The organism is Pseudomonas sp. KB-10 (assembly GCF_018221585.1).
GTDB classification, from domain to species: Bacteria; Pseudomonadota; Gammaproteobacteria; order Pseudomonadales; family Pseudomonadaceae; genus Aquipseudomonas; species Aquipseudomonas yangonensis.
In genome coordinates, this window is the sequence record NZ_QYYB01000003.1 from 474,219 (window position 1) to 497,586 (window position 23,368).

At 63.3% G+C, this 23,368-nt stretch carries 21 protein-coding genes; 10 read left to right on the plus strand and 11 right to left on the minus strand.

Annotation, left to right across the window (positions count from 1 at the left end):
* Window positions 1-5: 5 nt before the first annotated feature.
* Window positions 6-590: a UPF0149 family protein gene (locus tag DXK50_RS10800; RefSeq protein ID WP_013716139.1), complete on the minus strand. Its 585-nt coding sequence runs from the start codon at window positions 588-590 to the stop codon at window positions 6-8.
* Between the two features lie 190 nt (window positions 591-780).
* On the opposite strand from DXK50_RS10800, the gene recQ reads away from it, so the two are divergent.
* The 4 genes from recQ (at window position 781) to DXK50_RS10820 (ending at window position 7,097) form a co-directional block, all read left to right on the plus strand.
* On the plus strand, window positions 781-2,913 hold the full coding sequence (gene recQ / locus DXK50_RS10805; protein WP_212630306.1) for a DNA helicase RecQ: 2,133 nt from the start codon (window positions 781-783) through the stop codon (window positions 2,911-2,913).
* 92 nt (window positions 2,914-3,005) lie between these two features.
* Window positions 3,006-4,166, plus strand: a complete 1,161-nt coding sequence (locus DXK50_RS10810) for a GGDEF domain-containing protein (protein ID WP_212630307.1) — start codon at window positions 3,006-3,008, stop codon at window positions 4,164-4,166.
* A 132-nt stretch (window positions 4,167-4,298) separates the two neighbouring features.
* On the plus strand, window positions 4,299-4,730 hold the full coding sequence (locus DXK50_RS10815; RefSeq protein ID WP_161866283.1) for a MarR family transcriptional regulator: 432 nt from the start codon (window positions 4,299-4,301) through the stop codon (window positions 4,728-4,730).
* A 279-nt stretch (window positions 4,731-5,009) separates the two neighbouring features.
* Entirely contained in the window at window positions 5,010-7,097 is a 2,088-nt protein-coding gene (locus DXK50_RS10820) for a FimV/HubP family polar landmark protein (protein WP_461818739.1), read from the plus strand.
* 50 nt (window positions 7,098-7,147) lie between these two features.
* Here DXK50_RS10820 and DXK50_RS10825 read toward each other — a convergent pair whose 3' ends face one another.
* Window positions 7,148-9,334 (minus strand): patatin-like phospholipase family protein, encoded by a 2,187-nt coding sequence (locus DXK50_RS10825; protein WP_212630308.1) that lies wholly within the window; start codon window positions 9,332-9,334, stop codon window positions 7,148-7,150.
* 70 nt (window positions 9,335-9,404) lie between these two features.
* On the opposite strand from DXK50_RS10825, the gene DXK50_RS10830 reads away from it, so the two are divergent.
* Window positions 9,405-9,686, plus strand: a complete 282-nt coding sequence (locus DXK50_RS10830) for an Rdx family protein (protein WP_161866281.1) — start codon at window positions 9,405-9,407, stop codon at window positions 9,684-9,686.
* A gap of 9 nt (window positions 9,687-9,695) precedes the next feature.
* On the opposite strand, the gene DXK50_RS10835 is transcribed toward DXK50_RS10830, so the two are convergent.
* The 3 genes from DXK50_RS10835 to DXK50_RS10845 all read right to left on the minus strand — a co-directional run bounded on the left by DXK50_RS10835 (window position 9,696) and on the right by DXK50_RS10845 (window position 11,777).
* The gene (locus tag DXK50_RS10835; protein ID WP_212630309.1) at window positions 9,696-10,547 is read right to left on the minus strand and encodes a DMT family transporter; all 852 of its coding nucleotides are present in this window, start codon (window positions 10,545-10,547) and stop codon (window positions 9,696-9,698) included.
* Window positions 10,544-10,879, minus strand: coding sequence for a tRNA-binding protein (locus DXK50_RS10840; protein WP_212630310.1), 336 nt, complete (start codon window positions 10,877-10,879; stop codon window positions 10,544-10,546). Before DXK50_RS10840 ends, DXK50_RS10835 begins: the two co-directional genes overlap by 4 nt.
* A 151-nt stretch (window positions 10,880-11,030) precedes the next feature.
* Window positions 11,031-11,777, minus strand: coding sequence for a helix-turn-helix transcriptional regulator (locus DXK50_RS10845; protein WP_212630311.1), 747 nt, complete (start codon window positions 11,775-11,777; stop codon window positions 11,031-11,033).
* Window positions 11,778-11,911: 134 nt separating this feature from the next.
* On the opposite strand from DXK50_RS10845, the gene DXK50_RS10850 reads away from it, so the two are divergent.
* Together DXK50_RS10850 and DXK50_RS10855 are read left to right on the plus strand one after the other, a co-directional pair.
* On the plus strand, window positions 11,912-12,730 hold the full coding sequence (locus DXK50_RS10850; protein ID WP_161866277.1) for a UDP-2,3-diacylglucosamine diphosphatase: 819 nt from the start codon (window positions 11,912-11,914) through the stop codon (window positions 12,728-12,730).
* On the plus strand, window positions 12,727-13,776 hold the full coding sequence (locus tag DXK50_RS10855) for a glycosyltransferase family 4 protein (RefSeq protein ID WP_212630312.1): 1,050 nt from the start codon (window positions 12,727-12,729) through the stop codon (window positions 13,774-13,776). The genes DXK50_RS10850 and DXK50_RS10855 overlap by 4 nt, the downstream gene beginning before the upstream one ends.
* 82 nt (window positions 13,777-13,858) lie before the next feature.
* On the opposite strand, the gene DXK50_RS10860 is transcribed toward DXK50_RS10855, so the two are convergent.
* The 3 genes from DXK50_RS10860 to DXK50_RS10870 form a co-directional block, all read right to left on the minus strand.
* Entirely contained in the window at window positions 13,859-15,247 is a 1,389-nt protein-coding gene (locus tag DXK50_RS10860) for an adenylate/guanylate cyclase domain-containing protein (RefSeq protein WP_161866275.1), read from the minus strand.
* A gap of 157 nt (window positions 15,248-15,404) precedes the next feature.
* A complete protein-coding gene (locus DXK50_RS10865; RefSeq protein ID WP_161866274.1) occupies window positions 15,405-15,992 on the minus strand; it encodes an HD domain-containing protein in 588 nt (195 codons plus the stop codon).
* A 207-nt stretch (window positions 15,993-16,199) separates the two neighbouring features.
* A complete protein-coding gene (locus DXK50_RS10870; protein ID WP_161866273.1) occupies window positions 16,200-16,517 on the minus strand; it encodes an Mpo1-like protein in 318 nt (105 codons plus the stop codon).
* A gap of 129 nt (window positions 16,518-16,646) precedes the next feature.
* On the opposite strand from DXK50_RS10870, the gene DXK50_RS10875 reads away from it, so the two are divergent.
* Entirely contained in the window at window positions 16,647-17,657 is a 1,011-nt protein-coding gene (locus tag DXK50_RS10875) for an AraC family transcriptional regulator (protein ID WP_161866272.1), read from the plus strand.
* Between the two features lie 9 nt (window positions 17,658-17,666).
* Here DXK50_RS10875 and DXK50_RS10880 read toward each other — a convergent pair whose 3' ends face one another.
* Both DXK50_RS10880 and DXK50_RS10885 read right to left on the minus strand, forming a co-directional pair.
* Complete coding sequence (locus tag DXK50_RS10880; RefSeq protein ID WP_212630313.1) at window positions 17,667-19,121, minus strand: TrkH family potassium uptake protein; 1,455 nt, start codon at window positions 19,119-19,121, stop codon at window positions 17,667-17,669.
* A gap of 3 nt (window positions 19,122-19,124) precedes the next feature.
* Entirely contained in the window at window positions 19,125-20,579 is a 1,455-nt protein-coding gene (locus DXK50_RS10885; RefSeq protein ID WP_212630314.1) for a TrkH family potassium uptake protein, read from the minus strand.
* A 294-nt stretch (window positions 20,580-20,873) separates the two neighbouring features.
* On the opposite strand from DXK50_RS10885, the gene DXK50_RS10890 reads away from it, so the two are divergent.
* Entirely contained in the window at window positions 20,874-21,245 is a 372-nt protein-coding gene (locus DXK50_RS10890; RefSeq protein WP_024308629.1) for a YkgJ family cysteine cluster protein, read from the plus strand.
* A gap of 163 nt (window positions 21,246-21,408) precedes the next feature.
* Window positions 21,409-21,969 (plus strand): nitroreductase family protein, encoded by a 561-nt coding sequence (locus DXK50_RS10895; RefSeq protein WP_212630315.1) that lies wholly within the window; start codon window positions 21,409-21,411, stop codon window positions 21,967-21,969.
* 11 nt (window positions 21,970-21,980) lie between these two features.
* Here the strand turns inward: DXK50_RS10895 and DXK50_RS10900 are convergent, their stop codons facing one another.
* A complete protein-coding gene (locus tag DXK50_RS10900) occupies window positions 21,981-23,309 on the minus strand; it encodes a sensor histidine kinase (protein ID WP_212630316.1) in 1,329 nt (442 codons plus the stop codon).
* Between the last annotated feature and the right edge of the window lie 59 nt (window positions 23,310-23,368).

Below are 23,368 nucleotides of genomic sequence, written 5' to 3' on the forward strand. Positions count from 1 at the left end.
TACGGTCAGTGACGGGGTTTGAGCAGCGCGGGTTTTTCTTCCGGAGCCTGGCACAGCAGGAACAGGGCAGTGAGCAGCTCGGGAATCTGATCGATCATGCTGTCCACCAGATCGCGATCACGGGCGATCTCGGCGAACTCCTGCTGCTCGTCGAACAGGCCAGAGCCGACCATGATCGGCAGGAGCAATTCGCTGACTTCGTCCTCGGCATCCTCGAACCACACGGCTTCGCGCAGGAACACGCCTTCCATGAAGCCGATGCACCAGCCGCGCAGGTCGGAATCGTCCGGCTCGTCGCCGAGGTCCAGGTCGCAGGGCAGTTCGGGTTCTTCTTCACCAGCGAGCTGACGCGCGATATGCGCCTTCAGATGGATCAGGGTGTTCTCGATCTCTTCGCGCTCGGCGTCGCTGCGGTAGTGCGGCGGCTCGGCGAACAGCGCATCGATCCACTCGCGCTCCGGTACCTGATCCGGGCAGATCGCCAGGGCAGTCAGGTAGCCATGAGCGGCGACATAGTCCAGCGCTTCCTCGTGCAGCTCGTCGGCATCGAGAAAGGCTTGCAGGCGGGACAGTTGCTCGGCGAAGGACATCGTGTGGCTACCTTGAAGGAGTAAACGAGGCTGGATTCTAGTCTACGCGGGGCTCTGCGGCCATAGCGACGGGCCGCCGCGGCACGGAAAAGACTGCAGGCGAAACGCTCATTCACCGCCAATCGGATGGGCCGACGCCCTGCTGAGGGTCATCCTGCGGCATAATGCGCGGCTCGATTTGGAGGCCTTCATGCTTGACCACGCCCTGCGCATTCTCAAAGACGTTTTCGGCTACGACGCCTTTCGCGGCAACCAGGCCGCGATCATCGAGCGCGTGGCAGCAGGCGGTGATGCGCTGGTACTGATGCCCACCGGCGGCGGCAAATCGCTGTGCTATCAGGTGCCGGCATTGATGCGCGAGGGCCTGGCGGTGGTGGTTTCGCCGCTGATCGCACTGATGGACGATCAGGTGGCGACACTCGATGAGCTGGGTGTGGCCGCGGTGGCGCTGAACTCCACGCTGAGCGTCGATGAACAGCGCGAGATCGCCGACCGTATTCGCCGCGGGCAGATCAAGATGCTCTACCTGGCGCCGGAGCGTCTGGTGCAGCCACGCATGCTGAGCTTCCTGCAGGGCCTGGACATCGCCCTGTTCGCCATCGACGAGGCGCACTGCGTATCGCAGTGGGGCCATGACTTCCGCCCGGAATATCTACAGCTTGGTCAGCTTGCCGAGCTGTTCCCGCAGGTGCCGCGTCTTGCCCTGACCGCCACGGCAGACAAGCGCACCCGCGAGGAGATCGTCCAGCGCCTGCACCTGGACAACGCCGAGCGCTTCCTGTCGAGCTTCGACCGGCCCAACATCTTCTACCGCATCCAGCCCAAGGATCAGCCGCGCAAGCAACTGCTCGGCTTTCTCGCCGCGCGCAAGGGCGATGCGGGCATCGTCTACTGCCTGTCTCGCAAGAAGGTCGAGGAGGTCGCTGACTTCCTCAGCAGCCAGGGCTTCCCCGCGCTGCCTTATCACGCCGGCTTGCCCAACGAGCTGCGTGCCTATCATCAGAAGCGCTTTCTCAACGAGGAAGGTCTGATCATGGTAGCGACCATCGCCTTCGGCATGGGCATCGACAAACCCAACGTGCGCTTCGTCTGCCATCTGGATCTGCCCAAGTCGCTGGAGGCCTATTACCAGGAAACCGGTCGCGCCGGCCGTGACGGCCTGCCAGCCGATGCCTGGATGGCCTACGGTCTGCAGGACGTGATCTTCCTCAAGCAGATGCTGGCCAACTCGGATGGTGACGAGCGCCACAAGCGCATAGAACAGCACAAGCTCGATGCCATGCTCGCCCTGTGCGAGGAAACCCGCTGCCGTCGCCAGGCGCTGCTGGCCTATTTCGACGAGGAACTGCCTCAGCCTTGCGGGCACTGCGACAATTGCATCGACGGCGTCGAGACCTGGGACGCCACCGAACCGGCGCGCCAGGCGCTGTCGGCCATCTACCGCAGTGGCCAGCGCTATGGTGTCGGCCATCTGGTGGACATCCTGCTCGGCCGCGACAACGAGAAAATCCGCGCCGCCGGCCATCAGCACCTGGCGGTGTTCGGTGTGGGCAAGGGTTTTTCCGAGGTGGAGTGGCGAACCCTGTTCCGCCAGCTGGTCGCCCGTGGTCTGGCCGATGTCGATCTGGAAGGGTTTGGTGGTCTGCGCCTGGATGAAAGTTGCCGGCCGCTGCTGCGTGGCGAGGTCAGCCTGCAATTGCGTCGTGAGCCCAAACCGGCTCAGGCGGCCAAGGCCTCGAGCAGCGCTGCAAGCCAGCTGGTGCGCGGCCATGAGCGGGAAATGTGGGAGGCGCTGCGCAGCTTGCGGCGCAAATTGGCCGAGGAGCACAGCGTACCGCCTTATGTGATCTTCCCCGATGCCACGCTGCTGGAAATGCTGCGCAGCCAGCCCGGCTCGCTGAGCGAGATGGCCGAGGTCAGCGGTGTGGGCGCGCGCAAGCTGGAACGTTACGGCCAGGCTTTTCTGGAAGTGCTCAATGGCAATGCTGCGGACGATGCCCCGGCTCCGGTGGCCGATCTGCGCCACGAGCTGGTCAGCCTGGCACGTGCCGGGATGACGCCCGCGCAGATCGCCGGGCAGCTCAATTGCACCGAGAAGAACGTCTACAGCCTGCTGGCCGAGGCCATCGCCGAGCAGCAACTGACCCTGGAGCAGGCGCTGGATCTGCCCGAAGAACTTCTCGGCGAGATTCAGGAAAGCTTCCTCGACGGCGAGGGTGAGCTCCCTGCCGTGAGCGAGATCGCGCCGCTGTTTGCCGGGCGTGTCGACGAGGCGGTGCTCTACTGCGTACGCGCGGCCCTGCAGGCCGAGTTCGAACTCTGAGGTATCTGGACGTGCAGCTTGCCGGGGCGCTTCTGGCAGCATTTCACCGACGAGGCTAAGGTGTGGGCAGGCCGCCAGATGACGAGGTGAGGGTGCCCAATTATCACGCCTGGCTCGATGAAGTTCGTCCGAGCCCCTATGCCGATCAGCTCAGCCTGGGCTTTCGCTGGTTGCGTTTTTTCCGCGCGCTCGAGCGTGAATACCGTGCCCACATGCTCGAAGACAGCTTCGAGCTTAAGCGTATCGCCCTGAGCGTCGCTACGGCCATCTGGCTGGCGCTGGCAGCGCTGGATGTGCTGGTGGTGCCCGCATCGCATCTTGGCTGGGTGATCGCCATGCGGGTGGTGGTGCTGGTCATCCTGCTGGTATGCGGCGCGCTGATCCTGCAGCGCCGACACATCCATTTGCTGCTGCCATTGAGCATGGCCTGCATCCTGGTGCTTGGCGTGGGCGCAGCGGTGATCGTCGGCATCGCCCACCGTGCCGACCCCGGCTATCCCTATGAAGGCCTGCTGCTGGTAAGCATGGCGGCCTACTTTCTGGTTGGCCTGCGTCTGAGCGAGGCATTGGCCTGCTCGCTGGTCGTGCTGCTTGCGTACGTGCTGGCCGAATGGTTCGCAGGGCTGCCCATGCCAAGGCTGGTCAACAACGTGCTGTTTCTCGCGTTCGGCAATCTTATCGGCGCGGTCGGCTGCTATCTGCTGGAATACAAGTCGCGCGAGCATTTCCTTATAAGCCGCCTGATGCGCCTGCTCGCCTATCACGACAGCCTGACCGGCCTGCACAACCGACGCAGCTTCAATCGACAGTTCGAGCGCCTGTGGCGTCAGGCGCAGCGCGACGGCAAGTCACTGGCGCTGCTGCTCTGCGATATCGACCACTTCAAGGCCTACAACGACTGCTACGGTCACCAGGCTGGCGACGTTGCGCTGCAGCGCGTTGGCGCCTTGATCGAGCAGGCCGCCCGGCGGCCGCTGGACATTGGCGTGCGGCTCGGCGGCGAGGAGTTCGCTCTGTTGCTGTTCGATATCGGTGCCGACGAGGCCCGGCAGCGTGCCGAGGCCCTGCGTCAGTCACTGGAGGAGGCGGGCATTGCCCACCGCGGCTCCGACAGTGCCGATGTGCTGACCATGTCCATCGGTGTCGCCTGCCTGAGCCCCGAAACCCAACCCGAGTTGAGTCAGCTCTATGAACAGGCTGACCGCGCGTTATATGAGGCCAAGGCGTTCGGCCGCAATCAGGTCGCGGCCTGACTCGCTGCAGCGTTGCAGGCGTTCGGTCGCATTCTGCAACGCTCGCGACGCAATCTGCGCTTGCCCTGCGCATCGGGTTATGGCTAGCTAGCTAATAATTAGTTTTTGACCTTTGTATGAGCCCGCTAGCCCATGTCTTACCCCGATCAACACCGCTTTGCCATGCAAGTCGCCCAGCTGTCACGCGCCTGGCGTTCCGAACTCGATAGACGCCTGGTCGGCCTCGGCCTGTCCCAGGCACGCTGGCTGGTGCTGCTGCACCTGGCGCGCTTTACCGAAATGCCAACCCAGCGTGAACTGGCACAAAGCGTCGGAGTGGAAGGGCCGACCCTGGCACGTCTGCTCGACAGCCTGGAAAGCCAGGGCCTGGTGACGCGTGTAGCCGTACCCGAAGACCGCCGCGCCAAGAAGATTGCATTGCAGCCCAAGGCGCAGCCGCTGATCGAGAAGATCGAGGCAATTTCCACCCAGCTTCGTCAAGAAGTCTTCGCCGGCATCGATGAAGAGGATTTGCGCCGCTGTCAGCAGGTGCACGCTCGAGTGCTCGGCAACCTGACGAAGTGATCTCGCCAAAACCGTCAAATTGCGATCACTTTCTTGATCGATGGCATTTCGTGCCTAACTTTTGACTGATGGAGCTTGATGGCACCCTGCTTTCGTCGGCAAACTGGCGTCCAATCCGCTACTTTGTGAATTAGTAGCCATAATGCTATTCGAGTCGACCTCGACAAGGACCTTGTCGAACGTTCTCGGAACTTTCAAGGGCGCCAACCTCCCGGCCAAGGGAAGCTAAGACAGGAAGTCGAGGAGGTGGCGTTCGAGCCGGATAACCCTGGAGGTCACATGGCTCGGGTGCGTCAGTTGATGTTGGGTTTGGCGTCGGGGTCTGCTCTGTATTCGGGGATGGCGCCGGCGCTCGGTTTGGGTGAGATCACGCTGCATTCGGCGTTGAATCAGCCTTTCGAAGCCGAAATCGAGTTGCTTGAAGTAGGGGATCTGGGTGCGCAGGACTTGCGCATCGGCCTGGCACCCGCCGATGTGTTCAACCGCGCGGGTGTCGAGCGTTTCTATTTTCTCAACGATCTGCGCTTTACACCGCTATTGCGCGGTTCGCGTAGCGTCATCCGCGTGGTCTCGAGCCGTCCGGTGCGCGAGCCCTACCTGAATTTCATCGTCGAAGTGGCGCGTCCCAACGGTCAGTTGCTACGTGAGTACACTGTGCTGCTCGATCCACCGGGCTCCTCGGCTTATACCTCCGTGGCGGCTGCGCCGACCGCGGCGCGCGTAACGCAAGCGTCCAGTTCCGCTGCGACTGCGCCTGCGTCGGTCAGAACGGTGACGCCACCCAGTGCGGCCGCGGGCCATCGTCATCAGGTCGCTCGTGGCGACAGTCTCTGGCTGATTGCCGCGCGTCTGCGTGAGCAGGGCAGTACGCTGTCCCAGCAAGCGTTGATGGAAGGTATTGTCGCGCTCAACCCGAACGCCTTCGCAGGCGGCGATCCAAGTCGCTTGCAAGCCGGTGCCGACCTGCTGCTGCCGGATGCCGCTCGCACTGCAGCCGCAGTTGCGGCGGTCGCTCCGGCAGCTCCGGCGTCGGCAGAGGTTCCCCCTGTCGTTGCCGCAGAGAGCAGCGCCGAAGGCCCGGTGAGTGCACCTGCGTCATCCGTAGAGCCTGCGCCGGAACAGACCGACAGCCTGCTGCAACTGGCAGAGAGGCAGCGCCAGGTCGATCAGGAACTGGCCAATCAGGCCGCGGAGAACCAGCAACTGCAGCAGGGATTGGCGCAGCTGCAGTTGCAATTGCAGCAGTTGCAGGAGCAACTGGCGCAGAAAGACGCTCAGTTGGCCGAGCTGTCGGCGCGTACACCGGTCGAACCGGCCGCTGAATCCGCTTCCGCAGCGCCAGTAACCGTCGAGGAGCCGGTGGCCGCAGAACGCGGCTGGTGGTCGACACTGCTCGCTGGTGGCATCGGGCTGCTGTTGTTGCTCGGCGCTCTTTTGTGGGCCGCTCGGCGGCGTGGGGAAAAATCCAAGCCGGTGGTACAGGTTCAGCCCAAACCGGATGTGCAGCAGCCTGTCCGTGCGCAAAGCGCTCCCGTCGCCGCTGCGCCGGTGACCAAAGTGGTGCCTGCTCCGGCTCCTGTGCGTCCGCAAGGTCCTGTCGATCCGCTGGAGGCCGCCAATGTCTACATCGCCTATGGCCGTATCAGCGAGGCCCGTGGCGAGCTGAGCAAGGCCCTGGCTCAGCACCCGCAACGCAGTGACCTGCGCTTCCGGCTGCTGGAGGTTCTGGCCATGTTGGGTGATGGTGCGGGTTTCGCCCGCGAAGAGGCGGTGCTGCGTGCCGAGGCGTTCGATTGCGCACGCATCGATGCCCTTAAGGAGCGCCACCCGAATCTGCAGACAGCGCAGCAGGCCTGGAGTGAACCTGTCGCGCCGTTGCAGCCAGCGGCCGAGCCCGCGCCTGAAACCGATTTCCAGCTGAACCTCGATGACCTGTCGCTGGACGCCGACTGGGATCTGGTCAGCCCGTTCCCGGCCAAGGCCAAAGCCAAGCCCAAGGCGCCCGCCGAGCCGGAGTTCGATACGTCATTTGCCAGCAATCTGCAGGAACTGCCCGAGGTGTTCGAATTGCACCACGAAGACGAGCAGTTGAGCGCCTTCGGCGAGATGGAGATGGTGCTGAGCGACGAGGTGGATGACAACTTCCTCGACGCCTTTGCGGGCGATGCCGATCCCACCGCTGCACTGCAGGGAGATATCGATCAGTTGGCGGGCAATCCCGAGCACATGACCCTGCTCAACCAGGCCCTGGCCTATATCAAGCAAGGCGATATCGCCACCGCCTGTGACATTCTCAACGAGGTGATCGACCACGGCGACGACGAACAGAAGAAGGCCGCACGCCAGTTGCTGGCGGAAATCGCCTGATTGGCGCTGTTGGACCCAACGAGGCCGCGCTTATGCGCGGCCTCTTCGTTTCAGAAACTCCTGCCGAGATTCAGGTACAGCGCCTTTTCCCGCTCGTCGTTGAAACCGTAGCTGAAGTTCAGCGGGCCGAGCGGGGTGTCCAGGCCGAGGAAGATGCTGGCCGCATTGATGTAACCGCTGTCGAAGGCATTGTCGTTGTTCCAGGCGCGGCCGCGCTCCAGCGACATGCCCAGGTACAGCGGGAAATTCAGCGGTAGCAGCGAATTCTGGGTCATGCGCCGGTAGTAGATCATCCGAGCCAGTGCCATGTTCTGGCCGCTCAGCGAGTCCTGGCGAAAGCCGGACAGCTCCTGCGCGCCACCGAGGATGAAACCTGAAGTGACCACCTCGGCTTCATCCAGGGTGCGCCCGTAGCGGCCGCCGAACAGCCAGGTATTGGGACCATGGCTGTAGGCCTTGTCCAGTTTCAGCTGCCACTGGCGATAATCGTCGTCCGAACCCAGGCCGCGGTCATACTTGCGCAGCATCAGGCCTATGTCCTCACCGGTGCGCGGGAAGTCAAGGTTGTCGAGCGTGTCGAAGGAGTACAACAGCTCGTAGTAGCCCTCGCTGAAGCTGAAACTGGGCAGTTCGCGCTCACCGACGCGTACGTCCGCCTCGCCCCAGGCCTGGCCGATGCCGAAGCGAATCTCGCCGTTGTTGGCGATCTGCCGGCCCAGGTTGAGGCCGTAGCCGTAGCGTTCCAGGCGGTACTCGGCGATGGGGTCGTTGTCCATGATCGCTTCGACGTTCTGCGCCTCGCCGAACAGATAGGGTGCGACGAAGTAGCGTGAGCCGGCATCCAGCGGCTGATAGAACTCGCTGTAGAGCTCCTGGCGGTCGCCCAGCTGCAACCGCGTCAGCCACTCGGCGCCCAGTTCGTTGATGCCGTTGATGCGGTAACTGGCGCCGATGTTGAAGGCGCTGTCGCCGCGCATGTCATCGGACAGGTTCAGCCCCAGACGCAGATAGTCGGTGCCGGTGCGTTTACCCCGGGCATCGATCACCAGGGCGCTGCCGCGCTCGTCCAGTGGCTCCACGTGGTACTGCACGCGTTCGAAGTAGTCCAGGCCGTAGAGCGTGCCCATGTCCTTTTGCAGTCGCTCCATGTCCAGCGGCTCGCCCAGAGTCTGGCGGATGTGTCGGCGAATCACCTCATCGCCGACTTTCGAGTCATTCTCCACGCGAATCTCGCGGATCACCGGGTTGCGCTGCTCGCGGGTGCGGGCCATGGCCAGCGCCGGGTTGCCGGCGCTGCTGGTGCGCAGGCGGGCCAGCTGTTCGGCCTTGATCAGCGTGGCGCGGTAGCCGGCCTCCATCATCTGCTCGCCACGGTTGAAGTCGGCGACGCCGAAGCCGGCCAAGGGTGGCTGGATCAGCACATCGTCAGTGGTCACTGTCCGTAACTGCGCTTCGGAGTTTCTGCGCATCATCAGGTTGATCGACTGGTTCATCACGTCGACCACGGTGAGCAACTCCTTGGCCGGTTTCAGCGGCATGCCCAGATCGACGACGATGACATGATCGACGCCCATCTGCCGTGCGACATCGATCGGCACGTTGTTGACCATGCCGCCGTCGACCAGCAGGCGGCCATCCACCTCAACCGGGGCGAATACCGCAGGGATCGACATGCTGGCACGCATCACCTGCGGCAGGTGGCCGGTGCCCATGATCACTTGCTCACCCGTGACCACGTCGGTCGCGACGGCGCGATAGGGGATAGGCAGCTGATCGAAATCGCGCGTGGCGCTGCGGTGCACCAGCAGGCTCTCCAGCAGCAATGCCAGGTTCTGGCCCTGGATCACCCCCAGCGGCAGACCCAGGCTGCCATCGTCACGGAAACTGAGCTTCTGCTTGATCAGAAAGTCGCGGTCGTCCTGCTTGCGCCGGAAAGGGACATCCTCACGTGGCGGCGAGTCGGAGAGTGCCTGCTGCCAGTCCAGTTCCAGGGCCAGACGTTCCAGCTCGGCCACCGAATAGCCGGCGGCATAGAGCCCGCCAACGATGGCGCCCATGCTGGTGCCGGCGATGGCATCGATACGGATACCTTGCTCCTCCAGGGCCTTGAGCACGCCGATGTGCGCCAGCCCGCGGGCGGCGCCGCCCGATAGCACCAGGCCGACACGTTCGGCGGCGATGGCAGGCAGGCTGGACAGGGCGAACAGGCAGAGCAGCGAAACGAGCAGGCGACGCATGGCAGTTTCCGGCAGGCGCAGAGAAAAGGCCGTTATTATAGGCGCCAAGCCCCTGCGTAGAGCCGCTGTCATGCCCGATCAGAAGCCTGAAATCGTCATCACCTATTGCACTCAGTGCCAGTGGTTGCTGCGCGCCGCCTGGTTGGCTCAGGAGCTACTCAGTACCTTCACCGACGAGCTGGCGCGAGTCAGCCTGGAGCCCGGTACTGGCGGGGTGTTTCGCATCCTCTGCGATGGCCGGCAGATCTGGGAACGCAAGGCCGATGGTGGCTTTCCCGAGGCCAAGGTGCTCAAGCAGCGGGTGCGCGACCAGATCGACCCCGGGCGCGATCTGGGCCATAACGACCGTTAGAGTCTCGGTTCAGCGCGCCATCCGCGCCGACACGAAAATGGCGCTGACGATCAGCACGCCGCCGGCGAGCATGCGCAGTGTCGGCTGTTCGCTGAACAGCCACCACGCGAACAGGATGCCGTAGACCGGCTCCAGGGCGAAGATCACCGCCGTGGTGCGCGCCTTGAGCACCCGCAGGCTGGCAACGAACAGGCTATGGGCCAGGCCTGTGCAGAAGATGCCGAGCATGGCCAGCCACAGCCAGTCCATCGGGCGCAGGTCGGGCAGCCATGGCCAGGCCAGGGGCAGGAAGCACAGCAGCACGGTGATGTTCTGGTACAGCGCGGCCTTTACCGGGTCGATGCCCTTTGTGCTGGCGCGATTGAGCAGCGACAGCAGGGCGAACAGAAAGCCTGACAGCACCGCCCATAGCAGCCCGACCGTGGCGCCGCTGTCCAGACTGAACTCGGGGGTGACCAGAATCAGCCCCACGCAAACCACGCCGACCATGGCGAATTCGCCGGGGCGGGTGCGCTCGCGAAACAGCAGGCCCTCCAGCAATACGGTAAAGGCCGGGAAGCTGGCAAAGCCGAGGGTGGCGATGGCCACGCCGGAGATTTTCACCGCTTCGAAGAAGCTGACCCAGTGAGCGCCCAGTAGCAGGCCTCCGAGTGCCAGCAGGGCCATCTGCCGCAGGCTTGGGCGTACCGCGTTGCGGCTGCGCCAGAGCAGGGCGGCCAGAGCCAGGGCGATGACGGCGAAGAAGGCGCGGCCGCCTGCGATCATGTTCGGCGTGGTGGCAGCGAGCTTGCCGAAGATGCCGGACAGGCCGAACAGCAGTGCACCCAGATGAATCGCCAGCAGGGCGTTGCGTTCGTTCATGCCAGTCGCGCGCCATTGGGCAGTGGCTTGTCGAAGCCGGCCAGCACCACTCGGTTGTCGCTGTCATAGGCGCCCGTGACCAGCACTTCGGAGCGCACGCCGGCAATGCGCTTGGGGGCGAAGTTGCACACGCACAGCACTTGGCGTCCGACCAGCTCGTCACAGGTGTAATGCGCGGTGATCTGGGCACTGGAGGTCTTGAGACCCAGTTCGCCGAGATCGACTTCCAGCACATAGGCCGGCTTCACCGCTTTTTCATTCGCACGGGCGCTGCGAATGGTGCCGACGCGCAGCTCCACGTTTTCGAAGTCCTGCCATTCGATGGTTTGCATGAGGTACTCCTTCAATGATGCGGCGCAGTCTAGGTGTCGCAGTCGTTACCTGTCTGTCGCGGGAGTGATGAGTTTTGTCGTCAGACTCTCGCTACCAGCCGTAGCCCGGATGAAGTCCGGGTGCGCTTTACGGGCGGTGTCTGGAGGATGGCTAACGAGTGCGGCGTAGCTGTCGCGGGGTCATGCCCAGATGGCGGGAGAGGGCGGCGGTGAATGCGCTTTGCGAGCTGTAGCCTACCCGGGCCGCGATTTCGCCAACAGCCAGGTCGCTGCCAAGCAGCAGCTGCTCGGCCAGGTGCAGACGTCGCTGGCGAATGTGCTCCATGGGTGTGTGTCCGGTCGCGGCGAGGAAGCGGGCGTGGAAGCGCGCCACCGACAGACCGGCCAGGCGCGCCAGATCCGCCACCTGCAGTGGATGCGCGGCGTGCTGGTCGATGTAGCGATCCAGGGCTGCCATGGGCAGCCAGGTGATCTCTGTCTGCTGGCGACTGCAGGCCAGGCTGCCGAGCAGCAGGGCCGCGCCCTGGCCGGCGATGATAGGGTCATTGATCGGGCTGCTGGCCAGCCAGTTGAGCAATTGGCCTTGTGACGAATCGAGCTGCAGGGCGCTGGGTTTGTCCAACAGGCGCTGGATATCGCTCGCATGATGACCAAGCTGGCGTTCGATCCAGTCATTGGCCGGCAAGTCCAGTACCAGGCATTGGCTGCCGCCCGGGCTACCGCAGGTGTGGCGCGATTCGGCCGGCACCACAGCCAGATGATGACGCAGCACTCGGCTGCCCTGACCGTCCACTTCGAACTGCAGCTCGCCGGCCAGGCCGAACACCAATTGCGCATGGTCGTGGCTGTGGCAGAGCATTTCGTGGCTGTAATGGCGCAGGGACAGAACTGGACGCATGAAAATTTCCTCGGTAACGGTCGCAGTGTAATGCCTGGCCGGTGGCGATGCTGCGTCATTGAACGGTCTTTTGCCTGTCACAAGCCCTTCACCGCAACGCCTCAAGCTCGTCTAAACCCAGCCGGAGGCCGCCCATGACCAGCGCCCAGCTCGCCAAGCCCAGCCGCAAGCAACGTGTCCGTACCCTGTGGATTTCCGACGTGCACCTCGGCACGCGCGACTGCCAGGCCGAGCATTTGGCCGCCTTCCTCAAGCGTTACCATGCCGACCGCATCTACCTGGTGGGTGACATCATCGATGGCTGGAAGCTGCGCGGCGGCATCTACTGGCCACAGGCGCACACCAACGTCATCCGCCGTCTGCTGACCATGAGCAAGCGCGGCACCGAAGTCATCTACGTCACCGGCAACCACGACGAATTCCTGCGCCGCTACTCCAGCCTGCTGCTGGGCAATATCCAGCTGGTGGACGAGGCGGTGCACGTCACGGCCGATGGCCGCCAGTTGCTGGTGATCCATGGGGACCAGTTCGACGTGATCACCCGCTACCACCGCTGGCTGGCCTTCCTCGGCGATTCGGCCTACGAATTCACCCTGACGCTCAACCGCTGGCTCAATCACTGGCGCAGCCGCTGGGGCTACGGCTACTGGTCGCTGTCGGCCTATCTCAAGCACAAGGTCAAGACCGCGGTGAACTTCATCAGCGACTTCGAGGAAGCCATCGCCCACGAGTGCGTCAAGCGTGGCCTGCAGGGCGTGGTCTGCGGGCATATCCACCATGCCGAGATTCGTCAGGTCAGCGGTGTGGAGTACATGAACTGCGGCGATTGGGTGGAATCCTGCACGGCGCTGATCGAGCACTGGGACGGGCAGATCGAGCTCTATCGTCTGGCCGAGGCGCAGGCGCGGCTGGCCGGTGAGGAGCGGACTGTCGCCCTCGAGACCAGTGCATGAGACTACTGATCGTCTCCGACGCCTGGTCGCCCCAGGTCAATGGTGTGGTCACCAGCCTGGCTGCGTTGGTCGCCGAACTACGCGGGTTGGGGCATCAGGTCAAGCTGTTGTCACCGGCGGATTTCCGTACCGTGCCGTGCCCGACCTACCCGGAAATTCCGCTGGTATGGGATCTCTGGCGAGTGGGCAGCGCAATTCGCGACTTTCGCCCCGACAGTGTTCATCTGGCCACGGAAGGCCCGCTGGGCTGGGCAGCGCGGCACTGGTTGGTCAAGCGTGGCCTGGCCTTCACCACCGCTATTCATACGCGTTTTCCCGAATATGTCAGTACCCGCTGGCCCTGGATCGCGCCGCGCTGGGGATACGCCTATCTGCGAGCTTTCCACCGTCCCAGCCAGGCGGTACTGGTGACCACCGACCGCCTGCGCGAGGAGTTCGCGAGCTGGGATCTGCAAAGGCTGAAACTCTGGCGCAAGGGCGTCGATACACGCCTGTTTCGCCCGGACGAGGAGCGCCGCCGGCCCGTGCGACCGGTATTCCTCTATGTCGGGCGCATCGCTGCGGAAAAGAACCTGCAGGCCTTTCTCGATCTGGACTTGCCTGGGGACAAGCGCGTGGTCGGCGATGGCCCCCAGCGCGAAATGCTGCAGCAGCAGTATCCGCAGGTGCGCTTTCTCGGCTATCGCCATGGCCAGGCATTGGCCGAGACTTACCAGGGAGCCTCGGTGCTGGTGTTTCCCTCACGTACCGATACCTACGGCCTGGTGATGCTGGAGGCGCTGGCCTGTGGCACGCCGGTGGCCGCTTTCCCGGTGCCAGGGCCGCTGGACGTGCTGCTGCAGGGGCAGAGCGGCGTGATGGCGGAGGACCTGCGTACTGCCTGTCTGGCGGCGCTGGAGCTGGATCGGAGTCGTTGCGCGGAGCTGGCTGCGGCCCAGTCCTGGCGAGCTTCGGTACTGGAGTTTCTGGCCCTGCAGCCGCTGATCGACGGCGAGCCGGCGCTGAGGCACGAGGCGTTGCCCGATACCGCGCTGTTTCGCGGCTGAAGCCGCTCCTACGTTAATGCAAGCGCCGACCTAGCTCATGTAGGAGCGGCTTCAGCCGCGAAGCGCTGCCAAACGGCTTGCCTCAAAGAATGACCTTGTCGCGCAGCTTTTCGGCAGCCTGATTGAGCGCCTGGATCACCCGTTCCTTGTCGAAGTTCTGGATGCCGTTGGTGTCCAGATACATGGAGAAGCCCGGCAGCTCGTGCTCGACGTAGCTGGAAGTGGCGCCCAGGTCACGGCGGAAATCCACCACCTGATAGATCTGAACCGGGCGGGTAAAACCCTTGACGGCGATCTGACCCTTGTCGCGGCACATGATCACGTCCTTGACCAGCGAATAGGTTTCGTGGGAGATCAGGATCTCGCCTGACTCGGCAGCGCTTTCCAGGCGGCTGGCGAGGTTCACGTCGCGACCGATGATGGTGTAGTCCATGCGCGTGTCGGCGCCGAAGTTACCCACCGTGCAATAGCCGGTATTGAGACCCATGCGGATTTCCAGCGGCTTGGTGATGCCCTGGGCGCGCCACTGCTGGCGCAGTACCTTCATATGCTTGCGCATGGCGATGGCCATGGAAACCGCAGCGACCGCATCCTTCTTTGCACCGTTGCTGCTGGGGTCGCCGAAGAACACCATTACGCAGTCACCGATGAACTTGTCGATGGTGCCGCCATATTTCAGGCAAATCTTCGACATCTCGTTGAGGTAGGTGTTGAGCAGGTCGGTGAGCGCTTCGGCCTCCAGCTCTTCCGACAATTCGGTGAACCCCTTGATGTCGGAGAAGAACACCGTGAGCTTTTTGCGCTGGGTTTCCAGGCGCACGCTCTTCTTGCCGGTGAAGATCGACTCCCACACCTGCGGCGACAGGTACTTGGCCAGGTTGCGCGCCAGGCGCGCGGCCTTTTCCTGTTCACGCTTGATCTCGACGCGTACCTGCGCCAGGCGCAGTCCCTGCTGGTTGACGAAGTATGCGGTGATGCAGATATACAGCGTGGCGAAGAGGATGCTGACCAAGGCCACCAGCGTCGGTGTTTCCGGATTGGGTTGCACATCCACCAGTGCTGCACACAGTGCCATGCCACTGGCGGCCACCAGCAGTGACAGGCCCAGATAGCGCAGCCCGCCGATGACCAGGGCACTGAAACTCAGCGTCAGCAGGAACATCAGGCTAGGGACGACGGAGAAGCTCAGCAACACGCAGGAAGCGCCTGCATGCAGGGCGTCGACGAACAGCAGCGTCAGGTCGGTCTGCTGTGGATGGTCGCGTTTGAAGCGGCGGCTGAGGTTGTGCGCGAGATGAGGATACAGAAGGGCGTACGGCACCATCCACAGAATGTCGTAGTTGAAGTGCCCCACGTAGGTGCCGGCGGCGATGCTGGCGGCCGTGGCGATATAGGCCAGCACGCGCGAATAGTATTCGCGCAACGGCGGCGTCGGCAGCCCGTTGGCGCGACTGGTGGTTGCTGGCTTCATCTGCTGGAACTGTCCCTGCTGGATTTCTGGCGCCTCTGCTGGACGCCTGGCTGGTCGGCAAGACCTGAGCCAGAGGCTCGTTGGGCGGGGATCATAACCAAGGGGTGGCGGCCAGCCAAGCATGGCCGCCGAACGGTGGCCTAACAGTGGCCAGCGGTCAGGCGCCAGTGCTGTCCATTGCCGCCAGGTAGATGGAATTCTTCGGCCGGGCGAAGACGCGCTGCAGCATGGGCTCGAAGAAGCTCAGCGGCAGGCTTTCGTAGTCCGGGTCGAAGGCGGCCGCGTCGTACCTGGCGCAGAAGTCGATGGTCGCCTGGTACTGCGGGTGATCCTTGAATTGCTCGCGCAGGTGGCGATCCATACCCAGGTGATGGAAGAAATAGTAACCCTGGAAAATGCCATGTTTCTCCACAATCCAATGGTTCTCGGCACTGACGAAGGGCTTGAGGATGGCCGCGGCTATGTCCGGGTGGTTGTAGCTGCCGAGGGTGTCGCCGATGTCGTGCAGCAGCGCGCAGATGACGTATTCCTCGTCTCGGCCGTCGCGATGGGCGCGGGTGGCCGTTTGCAGTGAGTGGGTCAGGCGGTCGACAGGAAAGCCGCCGAAGTCGCCATCGAGCAGGCGCAGGTGGTCGAGGATGCGCGCGGGTAGCTGGGCGGCATAAGCGGCGAAGTCCTGGGCGATGATGGCCCAGTCCTCGGCCTGGCCATCCTGCATATGGATGAAACGGGCTCGGTCATTCATGCTTCTTCTCGTTGTTAGGCTCTGTAAGAAAAGTGCCTGTGCTCGGAGATGCGGCGTTACATACAGGCTGGAACGCCAGCCCGGTCAAATGCTCATTTACGGCACATAAACTGCGCTTCGCTTCTGCGCCTGTTTTTGCGGGGCCGCCATCGTTATTGCCTGATCTTCTCGGCGATTTCGTACAGGCCTTGGGTGAGCAGCCGGTTCCTAGAAACGGATACGACCGGTAAAGGCATCCTTGAGCATCACCCAGTCACCCATCAGGCTGTACAGCGGGTATTGGAAGGTGGCGGGTCGGTTCTTCTCGAAAATAAAGTGGCCGACCCAGGCGAAGCCGTAGCCAGCCAGTGGCATGGCCAACAGCCAAAGCCATTGCTGAGTGAACAGGGCATAGGCGAGGATCGCCAGCACCAGCAGGCTGCCAGCGTAATGCAGGCGGCGGCATACCGGGTTGCTGTGCTCCTGCAGGTAGTAGGGGTAGAACTCGGCGAAGCTCTGGTAGCGTTCGGTGGTTTGGGCGGTCATGGCGCACCTCCTGTTATTGTCACGGTCAGTGTAAGTCGGCTGTCTCCGTGGGCCACTGACTTAAGGTGCCAGTCTAGTATCCTTGCGCCGCCAATCATGGCCTTGCTGATTGATCATAAGAACAAGACGATGAGCGAAAGAACCACCTCTTCCAACTGGGCATTGGCCATCGTGCAGGCGCTCGAGCTGGGCGGCGTCGACTGTGCCAGCCTGTTCGCCGAGCTGGGGATGGATTACGCCGCCTTGAACGATCCCGACGCGCGCTTCCCGCAGGATGGCATGACCCGTCTGTGGCAACGCGCCGTGGCGCTGTCGGGGAACCCGGCAATTGGCCTGAACATGGCGCAGGTGGTGCGCCCGGCGTCCTTCCATGTGGTGGGCTACGCGCTGATGTCCAGCCGCAATCTGCGCGACGGTTTCACCCGTCTGGTGCGCTATCAGCGCATCATCGGCGAGGGCGCGGACCTGAATTTCCTTGCGCAACCCGGTGGTTATGCGCTGACTCTGGCCATTCATGGAGATCGCCTGCCACCGGCCCGGCAGAGCGCCGAGGCGTCACTAGCCTACTGCCTGGCGTTCTGCCGCTGGATGACCGGCAAACCCATCCGTCCGCGTGAAATTCGCCTGCAAGGTCCGGCACCTGCCGATCTGGGGCCTTATCAGCAGGTGTTCCAGGCGCCGCTGAAGTTCAACGCCGAACACTATGGACTGATCTTCGAGCGCGCCGACCTAGAGGCGCCGCTGCCCAGCGCCAATGAGGCACTGGCGCAACTGCATGATCGCTTTGCTGGCGAATACCTGGCGCGCTTCTGCAGCAGTCGTGTCACCCATCAGGCGCGCCAGGTGCTGTGCCGCCTGCTGCCACAGGGCGAACCGCGGCGCGAAGTGGTGGCGCAGACGCTGCACCTGTCGCAACGCACGCTGCAAAGACGCTTGCAGGAAGAGGGCACCAGCTATCAGCAATTGCTCGACGATACCCGTCGTGAGTTGGCCGAGCAGTACCTCGGGCAGGTCGACCTGACCCTGCTGGAGGTTGCCTATCTGCTGGGTTTCGCTGATCCGAGCAACTTCTTCCGGGCGTTTCGCCGCTGGTTCGGCGAAACGCCGGGCGAGTACCGCAGCCGCCGAGGGCTTGCTTAGCGGGCGTGCTCAGTGGCGCCAGAAGGCCGGGAACAGCAGTACCAGCACCGTGAGGATTTCCAGGCGCCCGAGCAGCATGCCGAAACTCAGCAGCCATTTGGCCAGGTCGGGAATGGTGGCGTAATTGCCGGCGGGGCCGACCATCTCCCCCATCCCCGGGCCAACGCCGGACACCATGGCCGCTGCGCCGGTCAGTGCGGTGATCCAGTCCACCCCGCACATGGCTACCGCCAGCGCCAGGGTGGCGATGGTGATGGTGTAGAAGAAGGCGAAGGCGAGGATCGAGCGAACGATATCCTCATCCAGTCGGTGACGGTTGTACTGTTGCTTGATGACCGCGCGAGGATGGATGAGCTGCTTGAGGTTGGCCTTGAGCAGGATGTAGGCGACCTGGAAACGGAAGATCTTCAGCCCGCCCGCGGTGGAGCCGGAGCAGCCGCCGACGAAGCCCAGGTAGAAGAACATCATGCTGGCGAACGGGCCCCACAGGTGGTAGTCACCTACGGCGAAGCCCGTGGTGGTCATGATCGAGGTGATGTTCACGGCGACCAGGCGCAGTGCATCGAGCCAGTACAGGTCGGTGGTCAGCCATTTCCAACCGGCCAGCACGAACCAGCTGCTCACCAGCAACAGCAGAAAACCGTGCACCTGGGCATCGCGCAGCAAGGCGCGGTAGTTTCCACGAAGGGCGCTGACGTACAGCACGAAGGGCAAGCTGCCGAGTACCATCACCACAACCGCGACCCAGTGAATGGCCGGTGCCTGCCATTTGCCCAAGGAAGAGTCCGATGTGGAGAAACCGCCGGTGGCGATGGCGGACATGGCGTGGTTGATCGAGTCGAACAGCCCCATCCCCGCCAGCCAGAAGGCCAGCACTGCCAGGGTGCTCAGACCGACGTAGGCCAGCACCATGTATTTGGCGACCATGTGCGAGCGCGGCATGACCTTCTCCGAACGGTCCGAGGACTCGGTCTGGAACAGGCGCATGCCGCCAATGCGCAGCATCGGCAGGATCGCCACGGCCATGCCGATGAAGCCGATGCCGCCCAGCCAGTGCAGCAGCGAGCGCCAGATCAGCGTGCCGGGGGACATCTCGTCAAGCCCGCTGAATACCGTGGCACCGGTCGCGGTAATGCCGGACATGCTCTCGAAATAGGCATCGGTGACGCTGGCGCGTTCGGCGAAGATGAACGGCAAGGCGGCGAAGATCGACACCATCACCCAACTCGACACCGTCAGCATATACATGTCGCGTGGACGCAGTTGCGTTTGCTTGGGCCTGCCCTGAGCGATCATGGCCAGGCCAACGAGTGCGGTGATCAGGCTGGACCAGAGGAAGGCATTGATCTTTTGTGGCTGTTCGAAGATCAGCAGGGTGATCACCGGCACCAGCATGCTCAACGCCAGCGTGATGAGGAAGATGCCATTGATGAAGGCGAGGATGCGCAGGCTTGCTAAGGGCATCGGTCAGTGCTTCCAGAAGCTGCGGGTGACCAGCACCAGTACGGTCAGAATTTCCAGGCGGCCAAGCAGCATGCCGGCACTGAGCAGCCACTTGGCCGAATCCGGCAGACTGGCGAAGTTGCCGGCCGGGCCGATGATCGGTCCAAGGCCCGGGCCGACGTTGCACACGGCGGTGGCAGCGCCGGTCAGCGCCGTGACCCAATCCAGGCCGACCAGGGTCAGGGCCAGCGCCAGTACGCCGATGGTAATGGTGAAGAAGAAGGAGAAAGTGATCAGCGAGCGGACGATCTCTTCATCCAGGTTGTGATTGTTGTACTGCTGCTTGATCACGGCGCGAGGATGCACCAGCTGCATCAGGTTGGCCTTGAGCAGCACGTAGGCGACCTGGAAGCGGAAGATCTTCAAACCCCCGGAGGTGGAACCGGAGCAGCCGCCGACGAAGGTCAGATAGAAGAACAGCAGCACAGCGAAGCTGCCCCAGGTGGTGTAGTCGCCGAGGGCGAAGCCGGTGGTGGTGACCACCGAGGTGACGTTGACCGCAACGATGCGAAAGGCGTCGAGCCAGGTGTAGTCCGAGTTGATCCACAGCCAGGTGCCGAATACCAGCCAGGTCAGCAGCAGAAAACCGACGAAGCCGCGGACCTGATGATCCCTGAACAGCGCCTGGCGATTGCCGCGAACGAAGGCGACATAGAGCATGAACGGCATGCCGCCGAGCAGCATCAGCACGACCGCCGTCCAATGCACGGCCGGTTGTGGCCAGTGCGCCAACGATGCGTCGGAAGTGGAGTAGCCACCGGTGGAGATCGACGTCATCGCATGGTTGACTGCATCGAAGGGTTCCATTCCCGCTGCCCAGTAGGCCAGCACCCCGAGCAGGGTGATCGCGACATAGAGCAATAGCAGGTATTTGGCGGCCATGTGCGAGCGCGGCATGACCTTCTCGCCCCAGTCCGAAGACTCGGTCTGGAACAGGCGCATGCCACCGACGCGCAGCAACGGCAGAATCGCCACCGCCATGCCGATGAAGCCGATGCCGCCCAGCCACTGCAGCATCGAGCGCCAGATCAGAATGCCGGGCGACATGCTGTCGAGACCGGTCAGCACGGTCGAGCCAGTCGTCGTGATACCGGACATGGTCTCGAACATGGCATCCGTGTAGCTGATGTGGGCGATCAGCATCAGCGGCAGCGCGGCGAAAGCGCAAACCAGGGTCCAGCTTCCGGTCGTCAGCAAATACATGTCGCGCGGGCGCAGCTGCGCGTTCTGCGGACGACCGGGAATCACCAGAGCAAGACCGGCCACCAGGGTTATCAGGCTGGACCATAGGAAGGCAGTGAGATCTTCAGGATGCTCGAAGATCAGCAGGGTCAGCATGGGAATAGCCATGCTGACCGCCAGGGTAATCAGGAATATGCCGATGATGAAACCGATGATGCGCAGCGTCGGCAAGGCCATGTAGAGGGCTCTGGCGGGTTGTAAAAATGCGCCATTCTACCCGCGGACGGGCGGCTGTAAACCGGCACAGTCGGGCTGTGTGAAAACGTAGCGAGCGAAGGTCAGGCACGGCAAAAACAGGCGAGGAAGCGCAGTTTACGAGCTGTAAATGAGCATTTTGAGCCTGTTTTTAACGCAGCCTGGCCGAGCGCAGTAGTTTTCACACGTGCCCGGTGAAGGGGCTTTACAAGCGTATAGCCAAGCATAGAATAGCCGCCAGTTGCCGGCGTCCGCCGGTTTCCGAGTCCTCCCCAAATGTCCGAAGCCAATCCCTGCCTCACGTGCGGCGCCTGCTGCGCGTTTTTTCGTGTGTCCTTCTTCTGGGGCGAGTGTCAATCCGCGGGCGGTAGCGTTCCGGACGAACAGGTCATCCAGATCAGCCCCCACTACGTTGCCATGCGTGGTACCGAGAGCAAGCCGGCACGTTGCACGCAACTGCTCGGTGACGTTGGCTGCGGTGTGCGCTGCACCATGTACGAACAGCGTTCCAGCAGTTGCCGTGAGTTCGAGGCGTCCTGGGAAAACGGCGTGCACAACCCGCGTTGCGACGATGCGCGCAAGGCCCATGGCCTACCGCCGCTGACGCCACCGGTGCAGCCGGTGATATCGCCTGACCGGGTAGCCTGACGCGGCTGCAGGCCAGCGTGTAGCCCGGATGCAATCCGGGGCAGCGATCCCTCGACTGCATCCGGGTTGCGGCTCCAGGCATCCGAATGTAGGCATCGGTCAGCTTGCAGTGCGCCGCTTGCAGCATCGAGAATGCGCCTTCTTTGTTTCAAGGAGGTGGCCGATGGAGGCTCTCGACGCTCTGCTCAACCGTGTATCCGTTCCCCGTCTGGTCGAGCCAGCCCCGGATGCTGCACAACGTGAGCTGCTCTTTCGTGCGGCGTTGCGTGCGCCGGATCATGGCCAGCTACGCCCATGGCGCTTTCTGACCGTAGAGGGGCAGGCGCGTGAGCGTATGGGGGAGTTGTTCGCCGAGGCCTTGCAGATTGCCGATGCGCAGGCTGCGCCGGAAGCTCTGAACAAGGCACGTGGTATGCCGCTGCGTGCGCCGTTGCTGGTGGTGGTGATCGCCCGCGTACAGGCTCATCCCAAGGTGCCCGCCTCCGAGCAGGTGATCGCTGCCGGTTGTGCTGCGCATGGCATCTTGCTGGCGGCACATGCTCAGGGCATAGGTGCGGTCTGGCGTACCGGTGACATGGCCTATAACGCTCATGTGGCCAAAGGTCTGGGCCTGGCGGCAGGCGAGCAGATCATCGCCTATCTCTACCTTGGTACGCCGGAACGCGAGCTGCGTCGCGCCCCGGAAGTCAGCGTCGAGGATTTCGTCAGCGCCTGGCACGGCTGAGCCCTCGACACTCAGGCTGTCTGTTGCCTGGCCGGCAGCCTGAGAGTGGCGACGAAACCGCCTTCGGGGTGGTTATTCAGCAGCAGTTCACCGCCATGACGCTGCGCCGCGCGACGTGCAATGGCCAGCCCCAGCCCATGGCCGGAACCACTCTGGCCCGGCGCGCGGAAGAAGGGTTTGCCCAACTGCGGCAGGTGCTCGCTGGCGACTCCAGGGCCGTGGTCGCGCACGCTGAGCAAAACCTCCTGCCCCTGGCGCTGCACGCCGATGACCACGGGCTTGTCCGGCGGGCTGAAGCGCAGGGCGTTACGCAGCAGGTTGTCGAGTGCGCGCTCGAGCATGTCCGGCCAGCCTTCCAGGTGCGCTCCCTGATCGAGGTCGATCTGCAGCAGCTGCTGGGGCGTTGTCAGACGCGCATCTTCCTGCAGGTTGCCGAGCAGTGCACGCAGATCTACCGGCTGCGGGGCTCCGGGGTCGGCATCCAGTCGGGCGAGGGTGAGAATTTCGCTGATCAGCGCTTCCAGCCGATCACATTCCTGGCTTAGCCGTGGCCAGAGCTTTTCCCGTTCGGTGGCATTCGCGCGTTCTGCGAGCGCCAGGGCGATGCGCAGGCGCGCCAAGGGCGAGCGCAGCTCGTGGGACACATCGCGCAGCAGCTGACGCTGGCTGCCGATCAGCCCCTGCAGACGTTCGCCCATGCGGTTGAAGTCCTTGGCCAGCAGGCCCAGTTCGTCACGGCGGGTGGCCAGGCGTGCCAGGCTGTTTTGCTGATAGGCAGTCTGGCCCAGGTCATGCACGGCGCCGCGCAGGCGATCCAGCGGACGGGTGATCGACAACGTCAGCATCAGGCTGAATAGCGTCAGGACTACCAGGGCAATGGCCAGGGCGCTGAGCGGCCAGAACAGGCTGCCACGGTGCCAGGCCGCCAGTTCAGGGTGCGGAATACGATAGATGAACAGATAGCTTTCGCCGCTTTGCGGGCTGGTGTATTCCGCGGTCAGGCGGCGCCAGGGCAGACGGCGGTCGTCGCCATGACGGGCTTCGAAAGCCGCGGCGCGCGACGGAAACGTACCTTTGACCAGCTGCTGGCCACTTTCGCCAAGCACCTGGGTGTCGATGCGGTACCTGCGCTTGCGCCGTTCGAGAAAGTCCTGCGCCGCGGCCGGTCCCTGCTGTTCGTAGCGTTTGACCCACTCGCTGTCGATGTCATCAAGGCCCGGATGCAGGCTGAGAATCCAGGCGTCCTGGTTCAGGGCGCGGCCAAGCAGCAGCGACAGACCGGCCACCAGAGCGATGGCCAGCCAGAAGGTCGCGAGAATGCGCCAGAACAGTGAACGCACGGTGATTCCTCATGCAAAAGCCGCCGGGCTCGGTGAGCGCGGCGGCGGGTCTAGGGGGC

Coding starts and splice junctions, on each gene's coding strand:
- DXK50_RS10800 (WP_013716139.1), bottom strand. CDS start 590: ATGTCCTTCGCCGAGCAACTGTCCCGCCTGCAAGCCTTTCTCGATGCC.
- recQ (WP_212630306.1), top strand. CDS start 781: ATGCTTGACCACGCCCTGCGCATTCTCAAAGACGTTTTCGGCTACGAC.
- DXK50_RS10815 (WP_161866283.1), top strand. CDS start 4,299: ATGTCTTACCCCGATCAACACCGCTTTGCCATGCAAGTCGCCCAGCTG.
- DXK50_RS10820 (WP_461818739.1), top strand. CDS start 5,010: ATGGCTCGGGTGCGTCAGTTGATGTTGGGTTTGGCGTCGGGGTCTGCT.
- DXK50_RS10825 (WP_212630308.1), bottom strand. CDS start 9,334: ATGCGTCGCCTGCTCGTTTCGCTGCTCTGCCTGTTCGCCCTGTCCAGC.
- DXK50_RS10830 (WP_161866281.1), top strand. CDS start 9,405: ATGCCCGATCAGAAGCCTGAAATCGTCATCACCTATTGCACTCAGTGC.
- DXK50_RS10835 (WP_212630309.1), bottom strand. CDS start 10,547: ATGAACGAACGCAACGCCCTGCTGGCGATTCATCTGGGTGCACTGCTG.
- DXK50_RS10840 (WP_212630310.1), bottom strand. CDS start 10,879: ATGCAAACCATCGAATGGCAGGACTTCGAAAACGTGGAGCTGCGCGTC.
- DXK50_RS10845 (WP_212630311.1), bottom strand. CDS start 11,777: ATGCGTCCAGTTCTGTCCCTGCGCCATTACAGCCACGAAATGCTCTGC.
- DXK50_RS10850 (WP_161866277.1), top strand. CDS start 11,912: ATGACCAGCGCCCAGCTCGCCAAGCCCAGCCGCAAGCAACGTGTCCGT.
- DXK50_RS10855 (WP_212630312.1), top strand. CDS start 12,727: ATGAGACTACTGATCGTCTCCGACGCCTGGTCGCCCCAGGTCAATGGT.
- DXK50_RS10860 (WP_161866275.1), bottom strand. CDS start 15,247: ATGAAGCCAGCAACCACCAGTCGCGCCAACGGGCTGCCGACGCCGCCG.
- DXK50_RS10865 (WP_161866274.1), bottom strand. CDS start 15,992: ATGAATGACCGAGCCCGTTTCATCCATATGCAGGATGGCCAGGCCGAG.
- DXK50_RS10870 (WP_161866273.1), bottom strand. CDS start 16,517: ATGACCGCCCAAACCACCGAACGCTACCAGAGCTTCGCCGAGTTCTAC.
- DXK50_RS10875 (WP_161866272.1), top strand. CDS start 16,647: ATGAGCGAAAGAACCACCTCTTCCAACTGGGCATTGGCCATCGTGCAG.
- DXK50_RS10880 (WP_212630313.1), bottom strand. CDS start 19,121: ATGCCCTTAGCAAGCCTGCGCATCCTCGCCTTCATCAATGGCATCTTC.
- DXK50_RS10885 (WP_212630314.1), bottom strand. CDS start 20,579: ATGGCCTTGCCGACGCTGCGCATCATCGGTTTCATCATCGGCATATTC.
- DXK50_RS10890 (WP_024308629.1), top strand. CDS start 20,874: ATGTCCGAAGCCAATCCCTGCCTCACGTGCGGCGCCTGCTGCGCGTTT.
- DXK50_RS10895 (WP_212630315.1), top strand. CDS start 21,409: ATGGAGGCTCTCGACGCTCTGCTCAACCGTGTATCCGTTCCCCGTCTG.